Genomic DNA, 20140 nt, shown 5'->3' with positions numbered 1-20140 from the left:
GTGGCCATGAACTTCCTCCCTTCCCGTGAGCCCTTGTGGGGCACCGGTTTCCGATCGCCCGTTCGGCCGACGGTAGGGAGCAAGTTAGCTGATCGATGCGTAAAGGGAAAGACAATCTTCACTGGATTTTCGCGCTGCTGATCTACCTGCTCGCCACCGGGCGATACCGCACGTTCACCTCGGCCGAGCGGTCATCGCCGTTGAGCAGCTCCAGTCGGACGGGGGCGCCTCCGGGGTTGTCGAACAGCCGTATCCCGTCGCCGAGCAGCACCGGCGCGATGTGCAGGTCGATCTCGTCGATCAGGCCGCGCTCGAGAGGCTGACGGCCGATCGTGGCCGAAAAGACCTCGAGGTTCTTGCCGCCGGCGGCCCCGAGCCCTGGGCGCGGCATCCGAGCCCGCCAGGGACCGCGCCAGGTGACGTCCGGGCCTACGGGCCGCCGTCAGGTTCGGTAGCGGCGTCGCGGACAAGATGGTTGGCCTCTTCGGGGGTGACGTCGGTGGCGCGGAGCAGGTCGCTGGCGCCGCTGCGAATCTGCAGGATAACCGTCCCGCCGAACGTACCGATCTGGTCTCTGCTGGCCTGCCCGGCCAGGCGTGCGGCGTGAAGAACGGTCTGGCGGGTCTGCCCGAATCCCCGGGCGGTGCTGCTGTCACGATGAAGGTGGGTCAGGGCGTCGCCGAGGGCGTCGACGGCCTGGGGCAGTGGGGGCGGGACGGGTTCGTGGTATTCGAGCAGGGTGGCCACCCGCCGAGCCATCACCCTGACGTTGGTGGTGAAGGGGGCGAGCCGGTCGACGACGGTCCGGTAATGCCGGTAGCGGTCGCGCCGTCGGCGCCACCAGGGGGCGATGGTTACGGTTTCCTCCGCGGACCGCAAGGCGTCATTGAGGCTGGTGGTGTCCTTGGTGACGGTGTTGTTGAGGGCGTCCAGCGCCTGCATGGCCTTGTTCTGGTCGCCGGCGGTCAGGGCCTGGGCGATGGTGTGGATGGCTGCGGCGAGGTTGTTGAAGAACGGCTTGGCGGCCCGGTCGACGGCCCGCAACGGGTCGAGGGGCAGCAGCAGTGCCACGGTGAGGAAGCCGACCGACGCGCCCACGGCGGCGTCGATGATGCGGGGTAACTCGAGACTTCGTTGGTTGCCGGAGAGCGTGGCAAACAGGGTGGCCGTGGCGCCGGCCTGACTGACCAGGGCACCACTGCGGCCGGCCACCAACAGGCCGAGCGCGACGGAACTGGAAACGACCACGGCGATCTGCCACGCTCCGCTGCCAACCAGGTAGAGCAGGGCGTCGGCCACCGTGATGCCCAGCCCCACGCCGATGAGCAGTTCCGCCGTCTGTCTGGCGCGTTGACCAGAGGCGGAAGCGATGGTGGCGAGAGCGGCAATTGGCGCGAAGACCGGCGCGTCGCGGCCGAGGTAGTCCGTGGCGATGATCCAGGCGGCCGCCGTGGCGAGCCCACCCTGGATGGAGATCACCAGAATGACCACCAGTTGCCGGGCGGCGAGGAAATGCCGTATGGCCGCCAGCAGTCGTGCCGGGCGGTAGCCTCCCGCCGAGTTGCTCCGTCCCCGGTCAGGACTGTCCGGCGAGGCCATGCCCGGTTCTTCCCGCTGATGCTGGAGATATTCCCTCAGGAAGCCGACACTGCGGCCGGCACGTGCGGTCGCCGCGCACTGTGCCAGCGGACCCGCTCGATCATGGCCGCAGCCGCTCTGCCGCGAGCTTGAGCAGGCCGGGCAGCGCCGCTTCGCGGCCCGTGGCGGCCGGTAGCAGGGCCACCTGCACGGTGCTGTCCCCGACGCGGGCGGCCGCCGCCTGGGTACGCGTGAACGCGGCGTCGCCGATGCCGGGCAGCGGGCTTCCCTGGCGCGCCGCCCGCCACGCCATCGAGCCGAGGAAGCCGTGCGCCGTGACCAGCATGAGGATCGGGCCCTCCGGTGCGACGAACTGCATGATCCCGCCCGGCCCCGGCATCCCTTTCGCGGTGACCGGGGACGGCCACTGCAGGGCGCTCGCGACCTCCTCGGCCTGCAGCAGCGTGACGTTGCGGGTCAGGGCCGGGGCCGCGCTGGCGCCGGGGTGGGGTCGGTTGATCGCGGCGAGGACCAGGTTGTCGGTCGGCACCTCCGGCTGCGGCCCGTGTCCGGTTCCCCGCTCAACGACGCTCACCGCCGTGACGCGCCGCGACCAGGGCCGGACGGTCATCCGGATCGTGTCGCCGGTCGCGCAGCTGCCCGCCAGCGCCAGCGGAAGCGCCCAGGCCACCGTGCGGTCGCTCGTGCCGTCGTCGACCGCGAGGTAGTACGTGATCGGCTGCGGAGGACTGTTGTCGTCGCTGCTGGAGGTCTGCGTCCGCCACAGGGCGACCCAGAGGACCTGACCGGTGACCGTCTTCGGCCCCGCGAGGTCGGTGATCGTACGCACGCCGGTGTAGCCGCCGTTGAGTAACACCACCGCGCCGGCCACCGTGATCAGGGCCGAGGTGAGGCCGGCGAACGGGGCGAAGGCGCTCGCCGACACCGCGTCGATCTGCATCGCGATGTCCACCACGATGTGGCCGTAGCGGGCGACGACGTAGCCGATGACGCCCAACAGGACGCCGCGGAACACCAGCTTCGGTGCGGTCTCCCCATACCGTCCGCTGCTCGGGTACCGCACCCGTACCCGGTGCCACGTGCCGCCGAAGGTGGACCAGACCCGGGTACGGTCACCCATGCCCAGGTCGATGACGGCGCTCGCCGTGCGGGTCGCCCCGAGCGCGGCGCCGTAGGCGAGGTAGCGGTCCCAGAGCCCGACGGCGGCCGGGGGCAGGTCGGCGAACGCCTCGTGCCCGCGAAGCCAGTCGCGCACACCCATCCACCGGCTCGCGGCCTGCCGCCCCGCGGCGGTGTCCCGGTCTCCGTTGTAACGGCCGGCGAACGTCGCCAGCAGCGCGAAGCCGATGACGTACGCCGCGATGATCGCCTCGAGGTCGTCGCCGCGCTCGTCCGGCGTGCGGATGGCCCAGTGACCGAAGCCGTAGGTGATCCCGGCCGCGGCGACAGCGGCCACGATCACCAGGAACACGACGATCGCCGGGCCGAAGCGGCGGCGCGACAGGCCACGCGCCCGGCTGTCCGCGATGACCTCCTTGCGCAGCGCCTTCCACCAGGACTTCGCCGCCTTCTCGTCGCGGAAGGTCATCGCGGTCAGGGGCACCACGCCATCCATGGCCAGTTCCCTGACGCGCTCGTAGACCCGCTGCTCGTACGCATTCAGCCCGCTCGGGACGGCACCCGTCAGGTGGACCGTCGTGTGGTACGGGTCGTTGTCGGGCTGACGGAACTCCAGATAGCCGCGAGCGCCCAGATCCAGCAGCGTCGCCTCCGCGGCGTCCTCGGTGACGTGCCAGCCGGTGCCGAGCAGGCTCGCCACGGCGGGCGGCTCCTCCGGCAGATCCTGCGAGGGCGGTGCGGCGTGGATCCTGCGCGGCTTGGTGATCGACAGCAGCAACGCGTACGCGCCGAAGAAGAGCGCGAGGGACGCGCCGATGGCGCCGAGCTCGAGGACGGCGGGGCTCATGGCCTAGAACCGCACCCGCACCGGGCCGCGCTCGCCCTCGGCCGTCTCGAAGAAGTCCCGCGCCTTGAATCCGACGAGGCCGGCGATCAGCATCGTCGGGAAGGTCTGCCCGGCGTTGTTGTGGCTCTGGACGGCCGAGTTGTAGAACTGCCGCGCGTACGCGATCTTGTTCTCGGTCGTGGCGAGTTCGGCCTGCAGGGCCGCGAAGTTCTGGCTGGCCTTGAGGTCCGGGTACGCCTCCGCGACCGCGAAGAGCCGGCCGATGCTCTGGGTGAGCGCGTTTTCCGCCTGGGCCCGTGCGGCCGGTTCGGCGTTCGCCGCCGCGACCACCCCGGTGCGCGCCGCGGTCACCGCGGCGAGCGTGGCACTCTCGTGCGCGGCGTACCCCTTGACGGTCTCCACGAGGTTCGGGATCAGGTCCGAGCGGCGCTTGAGCTGTACGTCGATCTGGGCCCACGAGGCGGCGACCTGGTTGCGCAGTCGCACGATGCGGTTGTATGCCACGATCATCCACCCGAGTACGCCGACGACCAGCAGGCACCCCAGCCCGGCCATGATCGCCACGATTCCGCCCGCCTCTGCCACGGGGCTTCCCTTCTACGAACGTCCATCCGACATGGCCGGGAGTGTTTCATCCCCGGGCAACGGCGACATCGAACGTTCGGTGTGGTCGGCGGCGGTCGTCCGGCCACGATGTCCGCCCCGATCCGGCAGTCGCGCGGCATCGTGTCGTGTTCCGGCGGCCCGACAAGACCATTGCCTCGTCAGCGGGCGGAACCCACTGACGAGGCAATGGCCACAGGATGGATTGCCGTACCGCTGCTACTTGGCGATGGTGATCGTCGCCGTGCGGTAGTTGTTGCGCGTGTCGTTCTTCGTCGGGTCGTAGTTCTGCTCGATGTTGCCGGCGGTGTCGACCGAGAACCAGTTGAACGTCGTGGTTTCGGTCACGTGGAACACCTGCCCCGGCTCACGGAACTCGGTCGCTTGGTAGCGGGGCGACTCGAGTGTGGGCCGGCTGCCGTCCGTCGTGTAGTAGATGGTGGCCGGCTCGCTCGTCTCGAAGCGCACGTCGGCAGACTCGGAGTAATTCCCGGCGCCGGGAACGAGCTTGGACGTCGGCTTCTTGTGGTCCGTGCCCCAGTCCGCCGCGACCCGGAACATCTCCATGATCCCGTTGGCGTACTCCATCGTCTCGGCGTGGCCGCTGACGAGCTCCGGGTTGCCCACCCAGGCCGGCTGGAACGAGCCGCCCTGCCAGTTGCCGGTGGCCGGGTTGTAGACCGAACCGCCGACCTCCCAGCCGAAGGCGTAGATCCCGTAGTTGAAGTACAGATCCTCGCGCACGTTGCCCGCCGAGGAGTAGAGGACGTCGGACGAGCCGCCGACGTTCTCCGGCGTGACGACGGTCTGCCGGTGCGCCTTGACCTGCGAGAGGATCCTGGAGGCCGACTGCCAGTAGAACGCCTCGTCACCCAGCGGCGGGCGCGGCGTGGTGATCCGGCCGTCCGCGATGTAGGCGCCGGGCTGCCAGAACAGCTGGCCGCCGTTGGAGTGCACCGACATCATGAACTTGATGTTCCGGTGCTTCTCGACCAGCCAGATGATGTTCTTCGACTCAGGCTCGGACAGCTTCTCCGGCCCCTGGTAGGTGTCGCTGACGCAGCTGGTCGACCCGCCCGAGTAGCCGTCGTGAGCTGACCCGACCCGGTAGTTCCGGTTCAGGTCGACGCCCCAGGAGTTGCGCCGGCCCGGATCGGCGTTGTCGTCCGGGCAGTGGTTCGTCATGTTCCGGCGCTGGTTGTTGTTGTTGTAGAAGCTGTAGTTCGCGCCATCGGGGTTGTTGGACAGGATGAAGAAGATGTCGGTGTTATTGACGATCTTCTTCGTCTCGAAGTCGGACTTGTAGTTGTGCACCAGACGCTCGGCCGACTCCAGCGAGGTCGTCGCGGGCACCCACTCGCGGGCGTGGTCCTGCGCCTGGATCAGGACACCCGGGTTCCTGCCGTCGCGGTGCTTACCGATCCGCAGGACGGGGATCGTGGCCGGGCCGCGCGGCACCTCGCCCTCCGGTGCGCCGGCGCGCTTCTCGTCGAGGAAGTCGGTCAGGGCCACCGGGGACGACGTCGCCTGGACGATGCCGGTGCCCGTGTTGGTGCGATACGGGTGGGCCCGGTCGATCAGACCGCCAGACTGCGTCTTCAGTGCGTTCGCCACCTGCGCCGCGGTGCTCGCGAGTGCTCCGGATGCGTCCTTCGCGAGCAGAACGCGAACGGCCTTGCCGTTGACCTCGACCTTGAGCGGCAGGTCGGCCCCGGGCCGGTTCACGAACTCGACGGTGATGCCGTTGCCGCCCTCGTGACCCCAAGCCGCCGAACTGGCGACGACCGCAGCCTGTCCCGTACCGCCGATCGTGGCCTGCGCCTTACGCTGGTAGCCGTTCGTCTTGTTCGGCAGGTAGATGATCTCGGCGAGGTCCGGGTACTCGCGGGCGATCTCCTCGGCGCGGCTGTAGAGCTGCTGCGGAGTCTTGTAGCCGTCGATGAAGTCCCACTTGTAGGCCGGGTTCGCCGTCAGCGGCGGCGCGCCGTCCTCGAGCCAGTTGGAGACGAAGCCGGTGGCGACGCCGCCGGTCGAGCTCGTGACCCGGATCTGGTTCGGTCGTGCGTCGAGCTTGAACAGGTTCCGATGGAACATGTACTGCCCGGAGTCGACGAACCGGCTCATCGACCGGGCGAAGCCGAACGACGTACCCGGGCCAGAGTCGTTCTCGAGCTGCATCGTGACGATCGGGTTCGTCTGCTGCCCTGCGGTGGTGCGTGCCTCGACGTAGAGGAAACCCTGGCCCTTGGTGGTGAACCAGTCGGCGCGGGCGATCCGTACCGTCTCCTCGTGGCTGAGCGACTGGACAGCCTGCACGCGGGAGGCCGGGGCGGCGCCGTCGGCCTTGTCGCTCCACGCGAAGGCCTCGTCGTCGCCGATGATCTCGACGCCCATCCCCTCGAGTTCGGCGATCTGCTCGGCGGTCACCACCGCCTCGCCTTCGATGCCGGTCGGCACGCGCTTGAGGCCGTGCTCAAGATCGAAGCCGGCGGCGGCGACCTTGTCCAGCATGTCGCTGCCGGTCAGCCGGATGCGTACGAGGCGAACCGAGTCCGGATCCTCGAGGTGGGATCGCGCCGAGCCCGCCCTCGCCGTCGATTCAGCGGGATCCGCGCCGGCGGGCGCGGTCGTTATGAGAACACTGCCCACCAGGGCGGGCAGTGCGAGAAGCGCGATGCGCCGTTGTGTGCGCCGCATTCTTCCCTCCTTCTGCTCGTGGCATGTGGTGCTCTGCCGTCGATCCGGCGCGAGCCGGACGGGTCCAGTTGGGACCGTTGCGCTGCGCGCACGGTGAGCCCGGGTGCGACGGCGGCCGCCATCGCGAGAGGGATCGAGGGCCGTGAGCGAGCCGGGTGCCGCGAGCGTATGTGCACTCTCGGCATCGGTGCGTGACGTCAACCGGATTTGAGCATTACTTGAGGCATCGGGCGATGCTGTGGCTCGCGCCAGCGGAGGATCTTGTCGAGCATGGTGCGGGACGTTCGTACCTGTCCAGGTCCGCTGTCAGTACTCCGCTCGACGAGATCCTCGCCGTTGCTACCCGCGGGCGGGGCCGGCGGGACGGTTGTAGCCGTTGAGCAGGGCGAAGTCGCGGCACCGGCCCCCTCCGCCACCGGCGCCGTCCAATGCGGTGCCCGCCCGTCGGCAGGTGGCTCGCAGGCTGATCACCCGGCCGGCGGGAACCTCGATCGGCGAAACCAGGTGGTAGTCCAGGTCGCGGAAGTTGTTCAGCGCCACGGTCAGCACCGTCGTGCCGTCGACCACCAGGTCGAGACGGCCCTCATCGCCCTGCGGGTTCTGCAGGAAGATGTCGGTCAACACGAACACCCGACGGGCCGCCACGGTGTACCGGTCGGTGCGGGTGGTGCCGGCCCCCGCGGTGACGGAGAGCCGACGGCTGAACGAGTCGGCACCGGCGGGGATGGCGGGCACGCCCGCGCCGGGCGTCGGTGAGGGCGGTGGCACCCTGGTGCTCGGGGTGGGCAGCGGGGAGACAGCAGCGGGCGCGACCGCGTCGACCGCCTGTTGGGCCTTGCTGTCCGCCTGTTGGGCGCGGGCGTCGGCGGCTCTGGCCTGCTGAGCCACCGGCGCGACCTGCTCCTGAGCGGCCTCCTCGGCCAGGGATTTCACGGTGGGGCGCAGCAACGCGTACCAGAGACCCACGCCTATCAGTGCCAGCACCAGCAGCGCCGCCACCACGCGGGCCAACCCCCGCGGGAGCAGCGGCTCCTGCACGGTGGCGGCGTCGAGGGTCGCCGGGGGCGTGTCGTCGGAGGTGACGCCGACCTGGAACGGGACGGTGACCGGATGGCCGCGCCAGAGCAGGCGGCGAGGGCGGGCGCGTACCCGGACGAACTCTGTTGCGCCGGGGGCAACGGTGACCTGCGGCGGGCGGATCGCGACGTTGAGCCGGTTGTCCGGGTCGCTGCCGGTCATCGTCAAGCCGAGCGGGACGTTGCCCCGGTTGGCCACCGACAGCTCGTGGCGGCCACCCCAACGGCCTCGGGAGGTGCGCGGCAGGATCTCCGGCGCGATCTCGGCGAACGGCAGGACCCGTACGGTGCCCTCCGGGACGACCTGCGCGTCCGGAGTCTCGGTCGGGGTCACCCGCACCGCGAACGGCCGTTCGCCGGCCACCACCCGGGCCGAGCGGGGTGGGTGGAAGCGGACGGCGACCGACTCGGCGGAGCCGGGATAGACCGAGACGGTGGGCGGCTCCACGCTGGCCCAGCCGGCCGGCTCGCCGAGCATCTCGATCACGTACGACTCGACGATCGGGCCGCCGTTGCGGACCTCCAGCCGGCAGCTCGCCTCGCCGCCCGGGCTGACCTCGACGAGGTCGGTGTCCAGGTTCGCGTCGATGGTCATGGCCGGGACTCTAGAAGCGACCGTGCCGGTTCGATTCAGGCGTTGAGGAAGACCTTGGGGCAACGCCTGAGGGCCGTTGAACCCACGTTGACTGCACGATTGGTTCGCGCGGCGATACTCAACGCAGTGTGCCGTCCGACCAAGCACTGCTGGGGGAGCTTATGCGACGTCTGCCCGTGCACCTCTACTCCACCGACGTGATCTCCCGGGCCGGCGTGGTCAGCCAGCTCCGCCCCCGCCCGGAGGTGCTGCTGCTCGACGAGACCGAAGCCGAGCAGGCCGCCGTTGCCCTGATCATCAGCGACAGCATCGACGAACCGACCCTGCGCACCTTGCGCGCGCTGCGCAGCCGGAGCAAGTCCGCCCTGGTGTTGGTGGTGACCCAGGTGGACGACGCCGGCCTGGTCGCCGCGGTGGAGCACGGGGTGGCGGGGATCGTGCGCAGATCGGAGGCGAGCGCGGAGCGGCTGGTCGCGGTGATCCGGGCCGCCGCGGCCGGCGAGGGCGCGGTGCCGCCGGACCTGCTGGGCCGGCTGTTGCAGCAGGTCGGGGCGTTGCAACGGGAGGTGCTCGGGCCGCGGGGGCTGACCTTCTCCGGTCTGGCCGAGCGGGAGGTGGAGGTGCTGCGTCTGGTCGCGGAGGGCTTCGACACCGCGGAGATCGCCGCGAAGCTGTCCTACTCGCAGCGGACGATCAAGAACATCCTGCACGACGTGACGAGCCGGCTGCACCTGCGCAACCGCTGCCACGCGGTGGCGTACGCGCTGCGTAACGGTCTGATCTGAGCCGCGCTGCCCGTTCGGGCAAACCACCCTGCCCACAGGCCGGCACCGACTGTCACCACCTGGCCCCGCGCGGGCAGCCACGGTGGTGGCACGTGTGACCACGGGAGGTGTCGTGCGCTGGGGCAGCCGCCGTTGGGGAGTCATGGCGCTCGCGTTGTTGGCCGGGCCGGTCGTGGCCGCCCCCGAACCCGCGGCCCAGCCGGCATCGCCCCCCACCTCGCCCCTGGCCGAGGTGGGCTACCGACTGGGCTACACCAGCCCCGAACGTCCGACGCTGATGATCAGCAGGGCCGGCACAGGGAAACCGCAGCGGTTGCTGTCCGACGCCGAACGCGGTGACGCCGAACAGGACGCCGACGCGCGCGCCGGCCGGGTGGTCTGGGTGGGACGGAAGGCAGCCGGCGAGGGCGCGGACCTGGGTGGCGGGCTCTACCTACGCCGGCCCGGCGCGGCGCCGTTGCGGCTGGTCGCCGGCCCCGGCACGGTCGAGCACCCCGCCCTGTCCCCCGACGGCCGGCGGGTCGCCTTCACCAGCGACCGGGCGGGCAGTGCCGACATCTGGGTCATCGGCATCGACGGCAGCGGGCTACGTCGGCTCACCGATCACCCGGCCGAGGACAGCTGGCCGACCTGGTCCCCCGACGGCGCCCGGATCGCGTTCGCCAGCACCCGCGGCGACCCTGCCGGCGATCTCTGGGTCATGCCCGCTGCGGGTGGCACCCCGGTACGGCTGACCGATGGCCCGGCCGCCGACGGGCAACCCGCCTGGTCTCCGGACGGTCGGCGACTCGCCTTCACCACCACCCGCTTCGCTCCGGCCACCGCGCCGAGCCTCCGTACCGTGGCCACTGTGGCCGCGACGGGCGGCCCGGTGACCAGGGCGGTGCCCGGCCCCGGAGACGCCGCGGAGCCGGCCTGGTCCGCCGACGGCACCCAGCTCGCCTTCACCACCACCCGCGACGACCCGTCCGGTGACGTGTACGTCCTCCGGGCCGGCCGGGTCGTCCCGGTCGCGATCGGCCCACTGCCGCAGCACCGGCCCGGCTGGCAGGGCAACGACCTGCTGTGGACGGCCACCGAGGAGGATGGCACCACCGACGTGTGGAGTGCCGACGCCACCGGCGGTGACCGCCAGGACCACACGGCCCGGCCCGGGCGGTCCGAGACCGGGCCGGCGTTCAGCCCGGACGGTCTCCGGCTGGCCTACAGTGCCGAGCAGCCCGGCGGCGGGGCCCGGATCGTCGTCGCCGACGCCACCGGCGCCAACCCTCAGGTCCTCGCCCCGCCGGGCACCATCGACGGTGATCGCGACACCGATCCGACCTGGTCACCCGCCGGGGACGCGATCGCCTTCAGCCGGCAGCCGTCGGACGGCGAGGACCGGTCGCGCATCCTGGCCGTCGCGGTCGCCGACGCACGGCTGCTCGCCGAGGTGCCGATGCCCGCGTACCTCACCGGCAGCGACACCGAGCCGTCCTGGTCGCCGGACGGTCGGCAGTTGGCCTTCGCGCGGTACGCCTCGACCCGGGACAGCGACCTGGCGACCCCCGTCGTGGACCAGCCCGCACTGCCCGGGAGCACGTTCACCGTGCGGCAGTCGGTACGTACCCCGGAGATTCCCCCACGGCCGGACATCGTCTTCCTCGTCGACGACACCGCCTCGATGTCCCAGCCGGGCGAGGGCGGTTCGAGCGTCATCGAGCAGCTCAAGGCCCGGCTGCCCGAGGTGATCGGCAACGTCCGGAGGAGCCAGCCCGAGGCCCGGTTCGGTCTCGCCACGTTCAGCGGCCGCGACGAAGAGAACCACTCCTACGACGAACTCATGTACTTCCCGCGGCAGCCGGTGACCGACCAGGACGCCGCGGTCTACGCGGCAGTCGGCGAGCTGACGGCAGAGAGCCCGTACGGCACGGAGAACTGGTTCTACGCGTTGCGGCAGCTCGCCCGCAACGACCGGATCAACTTCCGCCCGGACAGCAGCCGGGTCGTGGTGCTGATCAGTGACACCGACAGTGTGGACAAGACGGTCCCACCGCCCGAGGAAGGCACCATCGCCGAAGCCGACCTCATCGGGGAGCTGCAGGCTGCCGGGATCGCGCTGATCGGCGTACCCATCGTCGGCGCCGACTTCGAACGCGGGCTCAACTACGACGGCGCGGCCGAGCGGATCACCGCGGCCACCGGTGGACGGCTCACCGCCAACAGCGACCCGGGCGCCATGATCGACGCGGTACAGCGGGCCATCCGCGAACTCACCGTCACCGTGAAGCCCAGCGCCACCTGCGAGGACGGGCTCTCCGTCAGGTTCGCCCCCGACCCCGCCCGGGTGGCCGCCGGCGAGCGGGCGGTCTTCGAGGAAACCGTCTCGGTCACGCCCGGAGCGGTGCCCGGTTCGGTGCTGCGCTGCACCGTACGCTTCGACCTCGAACCGCCGGAGGCCGGGTCGGACGCCGTACAGGAGTTGATCGTCCGGGTCGCCCGACCGGGTTTGCCGCTGGTCCGCGTCGACGACGTGCAGGTGGCGCCCACCGGGCCGGACGGCGCTCGGGTGACCTACCGGGCGTCGGCGGTGGACGCCGCCGGCCGGCCGCTGCCGGTGCGGTGCGAGCCGCCGTCCGGTTCCCTGTTCCCGATCGGGCAGACCGTGGTGACCTGCACGGCGACCGACAGCGCCGGCCGCACCGGATCGGACACGGCACTGATCGTGGTGGCGGACCCGGAGATCGCGGGCAGCCGGATGTGGCTCGCCCGCCTCAACGGCAGCATCGCGGGCACCCTGAGCGTCACCGACCAGCGGGACCTCAGCGCGCGGGTCGGCAGGTCCTGCCCGAGCCGATCCGCCGACCGCGCTCCGGCCTGGTCGCCGGACGGCTCCGCGATCGCGTTCGCCGACAGCAGCCACGACCTGTGTGTGGTGGCGCCGGACGGCACCGGCGCGCGTCACCCGCTCCCGGCGGTTGACCGGGCCGGCCGGTGGGTGGCGGACCCAGCCTGGTCCCCGGACGGACGCCGGATCGCGGTGGCGCTGCAACGCGCAGCGTCTTCGGTCGTCCGGTTGGCCGAACCCGGGGACATCGTGGTGCTGCCCAGCGACGGTGGCCCGCCCACCACGGTGATCCGGGAGGTGGGCAGCCAGCCGGCGTTCCAGCGGCTACCGGTGCCCGACCTGAGCCTCGCCGTGTCGGTGCGCGGCCAACCCGGCTACGTCGGCGGTGACCCGATCTTCGTCACCTTCACCGTCCGCAACGCGACTCGCCTGCCGGCCGACAACGTCTGGCTGGACGTCACCGCACCGGCGCCGCTGCTGCCGCCACTCACCGCCGACCCGCGCTGCGCCGCCAGCCGTCGGCTCTGCCTGCTCGGCACGCTCGGCCCCGGCACCCAGCAGGTGATCACCGTGGTACTGCCCGCGCGGGCCGCGGTCGTCGGCACGGTCACCGGCCGGCTCACCGCCACCGTTCGAGGGGTGCCGGCGACGCGTACCGCGCAGGCGCCGGTACGGGTGCGGGCGCCACGGGTACGCCTCGACCCGACGATCGGCCCGCCCGGCTTCGTCACCGCCGCGGTCGGCACCGACTTCCCACCCGGGGCGCGGGTGCGGCTGCGCTGGGCGCCGGGGATCACCGCCACCCCGGACACGGTGACCGTGGACGCGGACGGCAGCTTCCGTACCCAGGTCCTGATCCTGCGCAAGGACACCCTGGGGCCGCGGGACCTGACCGCCAGCCGAGTCTCGGGGCAAGCCTTCGGCCCGGTACGCGCGCCCGAGCCGTTCCTGGTGGTGCCACGCGGGCTCAGCCCGCCCGTCTTCGGCGGCCGGGGGTGACGGGATGATCCACGAGATCGACGACGCACTACGCCGCCTGGTACGCGAGGAGGCCCTGCCCAGTTCCAGCGTGGACATCGTGTTGGAGGCACCGACGAAGGAGTGGGCGGCCCGCCGCAACGCGCCCACGGTCAACCTCTACCTCTACGACATCCGCGAGGACCTGCGCCGCCGCTCACGTGGGCTGATCAACGAGTACGACGAGCGGGGGCAGGTGACCCGCCGGCTCGCCCCGCCCCGCTACGTGAAGCTGTCCTACCTGGTCACCGCGTGGACACAGCGACCGGAGGACGAGCACCGGCTGCTCTCCGCACTGCTGCTGTGCTTCCTGCGCTTCGACGCTCTGCCGCCGGCCGTGCTGACCGGCTCGGTGGCCGAGATCGGCATGCCGGTGCCGATGACGGTCGCGCTGCCACCCCCGGAGGATCGGGCCTTCGCCGACGTCTGGACCGCGCTCGGCGGCGAGTTGAAACCGTCGCTGGACCTGGTGGTCAGCGCCCCGGTCGACAGCGGTCGCGAGGTGCCGGTCGGACCGCCGACCCGCGAGGGCATGGTCGCCGAGGTCGCCGACCGGACCGGCGGCGGCGACGACCGGGTCCGGCACCGCCCGTCCCGTACCGGCGGGTGAGGCGGTGGTCGGGGAGGCACTGACGCTGCTGCGCCGCCTGCAGCGGGTGGAGCTGGCGGTACGCGCGGCGGTGGCGCGCCGCCGGGAGAGCGACCCACAACCGGACGATGCGTTCCGCGGGCTCTATCTCTCGGACGAGGCGGTCGATGCGGCCCTCGCCGCGGCCCGCGAGCCGTTCGACCCGTGGCCCACCGACGGGGTCGGCGATCCGGCGGCCACGACGATCGACGCCACCGGAACGCCCGACGTGCCCGCCGGTTGGCGCGCCGACGGATTCGACCGGTTGGCCGCGCTGGCCGCCGCTGCCGGGCTGACCTCGTTGGACGAGGCACTGCTGCTGGTAGCCCTCGCGCCCGATGTGGACAGCCGGTTCGAGCAGTTCTACGGGTACCTCAACGACGACGTCACCCGCCGCCGCCCCTCGGTCGGCTTGGCGCTGCGGCTCTGCGGGCTACCCGAGGCGGCCGCGTCGGCCCGGCTCCGGCTCACCGCCGGCGCGCCGCTGGTCGACCTGGCGCTGCTCCGCGTGGACTCCCCCGACCGGCCGGTGCTCAGCCGTGGCGTGTGGGTGCCGGACCGGGTGGGCGGTTGGCTGCTCGGTACGGACGCACCCGAGCCGCTGCTGACCGGGCTCGCCGAACCGGTCGCCCCGTCCGCGCCGTCCCCGCCCGACGCGGAACCGCTCGGTCGCGCGCTGGATCGGGCCGGGGTCCGCCTGGCGTACCTGCGGGAGAGCCCCGGCGGCAGCGCCCTGGCGCTGGCGGCGGCCGCGCTCGACCGGGCCGGGCGAAGTGCCCTCGCCGTGGACCTGCCCCTGCTGGCGGCTGAGGCACAGCCGGCGGAGCTGGCCACCGTGCTGGTACGGGAGGCGCTGCTCACCGGGGCTGGTCTGGTGGTCGGGCCGGTGCACGGCGGTGAGCCGTGGGCCGTCTGGTCCCGGCTGATCGCCGGCCCGATACCGGTGCTGGCCTACGGGACGCAGCCATGGGATCCGGCGTGGACGGCGGTGGCGCCGCTGCAGGTGGACGTCGCGCCGCTGACCGCCGACGACCGGGCCGACGTGTGGCGGGACGCGCTGCCCGACCGGCTCGCCGCCGGGCTCGACCCGGCCGCCGCCACCGCGCAGTTCGTGCTGGGCGCGCCGGCGATCCGGCGGGCCGCCGTGGTGGCCGTGCAGCTCGCCGCCGCGTCCGGAGAGCCCGTCGGTGAGGCGCACCTGCGCGCGGGTGCGCGTACCCAGAACGCGGCCGGCCTGGAGCGGCTGGCCCGACGGATCGTCCCGGAGGTCGGCTGGGACGACCTGGTGCTGCCAGCACCGATCCGGTCGCTGCTGCACGAGCTGGCCGGGCGGGCCCGGCATCGGGACCGGGTGCTGCGCGAGTGGCGGATGCGCCCCGGCGGCGGGCGCGGGCACGGGGTGACAGCCTTGTTCGCCGGGGACTCCGGCACCGGCAAGACGATGTCCGCCGAGGTGGTGGCCGGCAGCCTCGGGCTGGACCTGTACACGGTCAACCTGGCCACCGTGGTGGACAAGTACGTCGGGGAGACGGAGAAGAACCTGGAGCGGATCTTCGGCGAGGCGGCCGGGGTCAACGGCGTGCTGCTCTTCGACGAGGCGGACGCGATCTTCGGCAAGCGCTCCGAGGTACGCGACGCGCACGACCGGTACGCCAACATCGAGAGCGCGTACCTGCTGCAACGGATGGAGACGTTCGACGGGCTGGCGGTGCTGGCCACGAACCTGCGGGCCAACCTGGACGAGGCATTCACCCGCCGGCTGGACGTGGTGGTCGACTTCCCGATGCCCGACGAGGCGGCCCGGCGGGCGCTGTGGGACCGGTGCCTCGGCGACCGGGTGCCCCGCGCCCCCGACATGGACCTGGATTTCCTGGCCGGCGCCTTCGAGCTGGCCGGCGGGCACATCCGCTCCGCCGCGGTCACCGCCGGTTACCTGGCCGCCGGGGCGGGCCGGCCGGTGGGGATGGCCGAGCTGGTCGGCGCGGTCGGCCGGGAGTACCGCAAGCTCGGCCGGCTGACCCTGGAGAGCGAATTCGGCCCCTATCTCAAGCTGGCCGTCTGACCGGCGCCAGGAGCGCGGCCCCTGCCCGGACGGGATGTCACTCCCAAACGGTGTTGCCCGGATTTCCCGGTGGGTGCCGAGGCGGACCGCAGCCCAGCCGTCTGAACGAAGATCGACCGTCGAGCCACCGCGTCGCCTCGGGCATCGAGCTGGTAACCGTCGAGCCAGATCCATCCGTCGTAGGTGATCCAGTCAGCACTCGGATCACGCGGAAGAAGATCGGGTTGATGAACTGAACGCTGGCCGCTCGGCCCACGAGGAGCAGGTCACCGACGCGGGGTGTGGTCACGGCAGCCACCCGAGGAACCGACGATGCAGCAGTCCTGCCGGAGCCCAGCCCATGTCTTGCGTTGCGGCGACCAGGCATGCGCCCATGTAGAGCGCCAGGGATATAGGGGCCTGGTCGTACTCGGCTTGTAGCTCCTTCCGGCGGGTACAGCAAGGCCACGGGGCACCGCACCCGCCACAGGTCCAGATCGGCAGCACCGGGACGTGGGTCGTCATCACGCCTCACCCGGCCAGTGCCCGCGATTGATCGGGACGCGATGTCTTGCCCGACAGGGCAAGTCCCGACCGCATCGGCAGGTCAGTCGCTTGAGGATGTGGTTCCACGCCGGCCGATGCCTGCGCGACAGGGTCAGGGCTACCGCGATCACGTATTGGTCGTAGGTGACGTGCCTGCCCATCCTGCCCTCCTCGGCTGTAAGGGCATGGCAGCCAGCCCACGCACGGTCATCCGACCGCCACACCCCGCAACACCGTCCCACGCACAACGGCAATCCGCAATATGCGGATTACCTCCTTGCGGTCCGCGTGTCTGCGAACGGAAGTCAGGTCTTCCGCATGGCAAGATGACGACGTGCCTCAACGTCAGAGCCCTACCGTCAGACGCCGCCGCTTGGCTCTGACCCTGCGGCAACTCCGCGAGCAGGCCAGGATCACCTCGGCGGAAGCAGCGAGGCGCGTCGACCACGACGCGAGTTGGCTCAGCCGCATCGAGACGGCAGAGGTCCGGCCGCATCCGAACGACGTGCGGGCGCTCCTGGCGCTGTACGGCGTGGAGGGCGAGCAGGCCGAAGCCGTGATCGCGGTAGCCCGCCAGGCGAAGCAGCGCGGGTGGTGGCAGCGGTACAGCGATGTTCTGCCCGACTGGTTCGCCGCGTACGTCGGCATGGAGTCCGAGGCATCCGTCGTCCGCACCTACGAGTGCCAGATGGTGCCCGGCCTGTTGCAGACCGAGGAGTATGCGCGAGCAGCCTTCGAAGGTGCGCCGGTCCCGATGCGTGACGACGAGATAGAGCGACAGGTTGCGCTGCGGATGGAGCGACAGGCCATCCTGACCAGCGACGACCCGCCAATGCTGCGTGTGGTCATCGATGAGGGAGCGGCCCGACGAATGGTCGGCGGCCCCGAGGTGCTGCATCGGCAGCTCAAGCGGCTCATCGAAGATTCGAGCCGGAGTAACGTCCAGATCCAGTTGCTGCCGTACTCCGCCGGGGTTGGCTTTGACGGCAGCTTTGTAATCCTCGACTTCCCCCCAATGCCACATCCGTACCCGGACGCAGCCGAGGAGCGGATGGTGTACGTCGACACCCTGACCGGAGCGCTATATCTGGAGCGGCCCGGAGAGGTTGCCGCGTACGCTGCGGCACACGAGCAACTACAAGCCCTTGCGCTGGCGCCCAAGCCCACGCGAGATACGCTGCGAGCGATTGCGGCAGACCTGATCACCTAGGAGGAAACAGCATGGACCTGCCTCGCGTCACCTGGCGCAAGAGCACCAGGTCCGGGTCTAGTGGCAATTGCATCGAGGTTGCCGCACCATCCCAGGTCGTCATGGTCCGCGACAGCAAGGACCGGCAGGGGCCGGTGCTCTCCTTCACCGCCCACCAGTGGACCGGCTTCGTCCAAGGCATCAAGGCCGGCACGTTCAACGCCTGAGCACCGGCTGCGTGGTGTGGCTACCGCGGCGGTAACCACACTCGACCACCGCAAACATCCGTTGGCTAATCAGCGACGCCCAGCAGCGGAACCGGAGTTAGGGGCCCCGCGAAACCGCGCCGGGACCGCCAGGTACCGGTTCACCAATCCGATTACGGCGGGCGATTGGTCGTACTGGCGTCGGAGGGCGGGAACATCGTGCCGGCGATCGCTCGGCTGGTCCAAGCCGATGAGGACACCATCCGGCAGGTCATCCACCGGTTCAATGAGGTGGGTATGGCCAGCCTGGACCCTCAGTGGGCGGGTGGCCATCCCCGCCTGATCAGTCCCGACGAGGAAACACTCATCGTCGCGACGGCCAACATCCGCCCTGAAGCCTTGGGGCGCCGTTCACCCGGTGGAGCATCCGCAGCTCGCCGATTACCTCGCCCTCGCAGGCCGCCCGCCCGATCGAGATCGGGCGGGAACGGCTGCGGCAGCTGCTGATCAAGCACGGGATCACGTTCCAGCGGACCAAGACGTGGAAGGAGTCCACCGATCCGCAGCGCGACGCGAAACTTGTCCGCATCGACCACGTGACCAGCAACTTCCCGCAGCGGGTGTTCGCGTTCGACGAGTTCGGGCCGCTGGTGATCCGTCCGCAGGCCGGTTCCGGCTGGGCACGCGCGGGCCATCCGCACCGGCTGCCCGCGAAGCCGCGCAACGCCGCGAACCGCCCGCATTCGCAGCGAACGACAACGCCGCTGGGGCCAACCCGCCACCCGAGCAGCCTGACGCCAACAACTCAAACGTTCATGGTCACGGCCCTAGCGTCGGCACTGCACGTCGCGGACCATGCGAATCTCCCGCAGGCCGTCCTCGACCTTGGCCGTCCCGTCGGCAATGAAGCCATGCTTGCGGTAGAACGCCTGCGCGCGGGGGTTAGGATCGGCGACCCACAGTGCCGCCGACTCCGCGGGGTCGAGGACGGCCTGCAACAACCCTCGCCCGGCACCCGTGCCGTGGGCGGCCGTATAAACATAGATGGAATACAGCTGTCTTGCCCACGTCGCCGCAGCGTCCAGTGGCGGGCCCGACATCGCGATCCCGATCAACTCGCCTCCCCGCTCGGCCACAGCCGCCCGGTTCTCGCGATATCGCTCGTCGGTCAAAGCGGCAGTCCACAACCGTTCCCGAGTAGCCGGGAAGCTCGGATCATCAAGCACCGCATCGGACATGATCCCCCGATACGTCTCCTGCCAGCACCGAACGTGCACACACGCCATCTGGGCGATGTCCTCGACTTGAGCCGAGCGAACAGTCACCGAGGAACCCACCGCCGAATCGTAGATCGCGCCCAAATGCTCGCCAAACCGATTTCGCGGCCCACCGCTCTGCCGTCAGCCCGGGCACATGTCATCCGACACCGCAACGTTCTTGTTCACGGCACTGGCGATGCCCGTTCGGGCAGGTCAGGCTGCCCCCACGGATGGTCCGGCTCGGCTTGTGAAGGGGCCCGCCGGCAAGGGACGGTCGACACGGGAGGCCCGACCGTCGACGGGCCGGCTCGCCTGAGCGAGGAGGCCCGGCATGCGCGGACATCGCGAATTCGACTCCGAGGCGTCGGTACGCCCCGCCGGTGACCGGATCGGCCCGGTCGACCGGGAGAGCGACGCTTTGATGTACCAGGCCGCCAGCGCCGGACGGCCCGAGGTGCTTGGCGCGTCCGGGCTGCTCGGGCTGCAACGGGCGGTCGGCAACCGAGCCGTCGGCGAGCTGGTCGAGCCGACCGAGGACCGCTCCCCCGTGCACGACGTGGTCAACTCCGGCGGCGGGTCACCGCTGCCGGCCGACGTCCGCACGGACATGGAGGCCCGCTTCGGCGGGCAGGACTTCGGCGACGTCCGGGTGCACACCGACGGGGCGGCGCATCAGTCGGCGAAGTCGGTCAACGCGCAGGCGTACACGGTGGGGTCGAACATTGTCTTCCAGCGCGACAGCTACGACCCGGCCTCGCCGGCCGGCCAGCACATGCTCGCCCACGAGCTGACCCATGTGGTGCAGCAGCGCAGCGGCCCGGTGGACGGCACCGACACCGGCGGCGGGGTGAAGGTCAGCGACCCGTCCGACCGGTTCGAGCGGGAGGCCGTCGCCAACGCCGACCGGCTGATGTCCACCCCGGCGGCGCCCGCCTCGGCGCCGGCGGTCCAGCGGGCCATCGACCACGACGGGCACGACCACCCGCAGGTGCAGCGCGCCGAGGAGATGTCCGAGGAGGACGAGTCGGCGCAGACGTACGTCCAGCGGCAGGAAGCCGGCGAGGAGGAAGAGGAAGAGCCCGCCGAGTAGCCACCTGCGCGTCGCC

Annotated in this window: 15 protein-coding genes and 1 pseudogene; 8 read left to right on the top strand and 8 right to left on the bottom strand. The window is 71.1% G+C overall.

Annotated features, from left to right (window positions below; all coding sequences use genetic code 11):
* Positions 1-142 precede the first annotated feature (142 nt).
* The 6 genes from ACNAW0_RS05850 to ACNAW0_RS05825 all read right to left on the bottom strand — a co-directional run bounded on the left by ACNAW0_RS05850 (position 143) and on the right by ACNAW0_RS05825 (position 8536).
* Positions 143-391 carry a dihydrofolate reductase family protein gene (locus tag ACNAW0_RS05850; protein ID WP_416286672.1) on the bottom strand — a complete coding sequence of 83 codons (249 nt, stop codon included), beginning with the start codon at positions 389-391 and terminating at the stop codon, positions 143-145.
* Positions 392-429: 38 nt separating this feature from the next.
* Positions 430-1599: an FUSC family protein gene (locus ACNAW0_RS05845; protein ID WP_416286671.1), complete on the bottom strand. Its 1170-nt coding sequence runs from the start codon at positions 1597-1599 to the stop codon at positions 430-432.
* A gap of 100 nt (positions 1600-1699) precedes the next feature.
* Positions 1700-3565 carry a DUF2207 family protein gene (locus tag ACNAW0_RS05840; protein WP_416286670.1) on the bottom strand — a complete coding sequence of 622 codons (1866 nt, stop codon included), beginning with the start codon at positions 3563-3565 and terminating at the stop codon, positions 1700-1702.
* 3 nt (positions 3566-3568) lie between these two features.
* The gene (locus tag ACNAW0_RS05835) at positions 3569-4150 is read right to left on the bottom strand and encodes a LemA family protein (protein WP_416286669.1); all 582 of its coding nucleotides are present in this window, start codon (positions 4148-4150) and stop codon (positions 3569-3571) included.
* A gap of 237 nt (positions 4151-4387) precedes the next feature.
* Positions 4388-6865 carry a M14 family metallopeptidase gene (locus ACNAW0_RS05830; RefSeq protein ID WP_416286668.1) on the bottom strand — a complete coding sequence of 826 codons (2478 nt, stop codon included), beginning with the start codon at positions 6863-6865 and terminating at the stop codon, positions 4388-4390.
* Positions 6866-7204: 339 nt separating this feature from the next.
* On the bottom strand, positions 7205-8536 hold the full coding sequence (locus ACNAW0_RS05825) for a hypothetical protein (protein WP_416286667.1): 1332 nt from the start codon (positions 8534-8536) through the stop codon (positions 7205-7207).
* 161 nt (positions 8537-8697) lie between these two features.
* On the opposite strand from ACNAW0_RS05825, the gene ACNAW0_RS05820 reads away from it, so the two are divergent.
* From ACNAW0_RS05820 to ACNAW0_RS05805, 4 genes are all read left to right on the top strand, one after another.
* On the top strand, positions 8698-9321 hold the full coding sequence (locus ACNAW0_RS05820) for a LuxR C-terminal-related transcriptional regulator (RefSeq protein WP_416286666.1): 624 nt from the start codon (positions 8698-8700) through the stop codon (positions 9319-9321).
* 94 nt (positions 9322-9415) lie between these two features.
* On the top strand, positions 9416-13147 hold the full coding sequence (locus ACNAW0_RS05815; RefSeq protein WP_416286665.1) for a VWA domain-containing protein: 3732 nt from the start codon (positions 9416-9418) through the stop codon (positions 13145-13147).
* 4 nt (positions 13148-13151) lie between these two features.
* Complete coding sequence (locus ACNAW0_RS05810) at positions 13152-13775, top strand: DUF4255 domain-containing protein (RefSeq protein WP_416286664.1); 624 nt, start codon at positions 13152-13154, stop codon at positions 13773-13775.
* 4 nt (positions 13776-13779) lie between these two features.
* Entirely contained in the window at positions 13780-15855 is a 2076-nt protein-coding gene (locus ACNAW0_RS05805; protein WP_416286663.1) for an ATP-binding protein, read from the top strand.
* Here ACNAW0_RS05805 and ACNAW0_RS05800 read toward each other — a convergent pair.
* Positions 15834-16144, bottom strand: a pseudogene (locus tag ACNAW0_RS05800) (hypothetical protein). The gene ACNAW0_RS05805 and the pseudogene ACNAW0_RS05800 overlap by 22 nt on opposite strands.
* Before the next feature lie 609 nt (positions 16145-16753).
* Between ACNAW0_RS05800 and ACNAW0_RS05795 the strand changes: the two are divergent.
* The 3 genes from ACNAW0_RS05795 to ACNAW0_RS05785 all read left to right on the top strand — a co-directional run bounded on the left by ACNAW0_RS05795 (position 16754) and on the right by ACNAW0_RS05785 (position 18282).
* Positions 16754-17590: a helix-turn-helix domain-containing protein gene (locus ACNAW0_RS05795; RefSeq protein ID WP_416286662.1), complete on the top strand. Its 837-nt coding sequence runs from the start codon at positions 16754-16756 to the stop codon at positions 17588-17590.
* Between the two features lie 11 nt (positions 17591-17601).
* Positions 17602-17796 carry a DUF397 domain-containing protein gene (locus ACNAW0_RS05790; RefSeq protein WP_416286661.1) on the top strand — a complete coding sequence of 65 codons (195 nt, stop codon included), beginning with the start codon at positions 17602-17604 and terminating at the stop codon, positions 17794-17796.
* Between the two features lie 198 nt (positions 17797-17994).
* Positions 17995-18282, top strand: a complete 288-nt coding sequence (locus ACNAW0_RS05785; protein ID WP_416286675.1) for a helix-turn-helix domain-containing protein — start codon at positions 17995-17997, stop codon at positions 18280-18282.
* 320 nt (positions 18283-18602) lie between these two features.
* Here ACNAW0_RS05785 and ACNAW0_RS05780 read toward each other — a convergent pair whose 3' ends face one another.
* Entirely contained in the window at positions 18603-19112 is a 510-nt protein-coding gene (locus ACNAW0_RS05780; protein ID WP_416286660.1) for a GNAT family N-acetyltransferase, read from the bottom strand.
* A gap of 253 nt (positions 19113-19365) precedes the next feature.
* On the opposite strand from ACNAW0_RS05780, the gene ACNAW0_RS05775 reads away from it, so the two are divergent.
* Complete coding sequence (locus ACNAW0_RS05775; RefSeq protein ID WP_416286659.1) at positions 19366-20124, top strand: DUF4157 domain-containing protein; 759 nt, start codon at positions 19366-19368, stop codon at positions 20122-20124.
* Positions 20125-20140: the final 16 nt, after the last annotated feature.

Origin of the sequence: Micromonospora sp. SL1-18 (assembly GCF_047921505.1) — a bacterium.
Classification (GTDB): Bacteria; Actinomycetota; Actinomycetes; order Mycobacteriales; family Micromonosporaceae; genus Micromonospora.
This window is presented reverse-complemented; position numbering and strand designations above follow the sequence as displayed.

Bases quoted from the DNA above. Each gene is read 5' to 3' on its own strand.
- ACNAW0_RS05830 (WP_416286668.1), bottom strand. From the start codon at position 6,865: ATGCGGCGCACACAACGGCGCATCGCGCTTCTCGCACTGCCCGCCCTG.
- ACNAW0_RS05840 (WP_416286670.1), bottom strand. From the start codon at position 3,565: ATGAGCCCCGCCGTCCTCGAGCTCGGCGCCATCGGCGCGTCCCTCGCG.
- ACNAW0_RS05825 (WP_416286667.1), bottom strand. From the start codon at position 8,536: ATGACCATCGACGCGAACCTGGACACCGACCTCGTCGAGGTCAGCCCG.
- ACNAW0_RS05790 (WP_416286661.1), top strand. From the start codon at position 17,602: ATGGACCTGCCTCGCGTCACCTGGCGCAAGAGCACCAGGTCCGGGTCT.
- ACNAW0_RS05775 (WP_416286659.1), top strand. From the start codon at position 19,366: ATGCGCGGACATCGCGAATTCGACTCCGAGGCGTCGGTACGCCCCGCC.
- ACNAW0_RS05810 (WP_416286664.1), top strand. From the start codon at position 13,152: ATGATCCACGAGATCGACGACGCACTACGCCGCCTGGTACGCGAGGAG.
- ACNAW0_RS05845 (WP_416286671.1), bottom strand. From the start codon at position 1,599: ATGGCCTCGCCGGACAGTCCTGACCGGGGACGGAGCAACTCGGCGGGA.
- ACNAW0_RS05820 (WP_416286666.1), top strand. From the start codon at position 8,698: ATGCGACGTCTGCCCGTGCACCTCTACTCCACCGACGTGATCTCCCGG.
- ACNAW0_RS05850 (WP_416286672.1), bottom strand. From the start codon at position 391: ATGCCGCGCCCAGGGCTCGGGGCCGCCGGCGGCAAGAACCTCGAGGTC.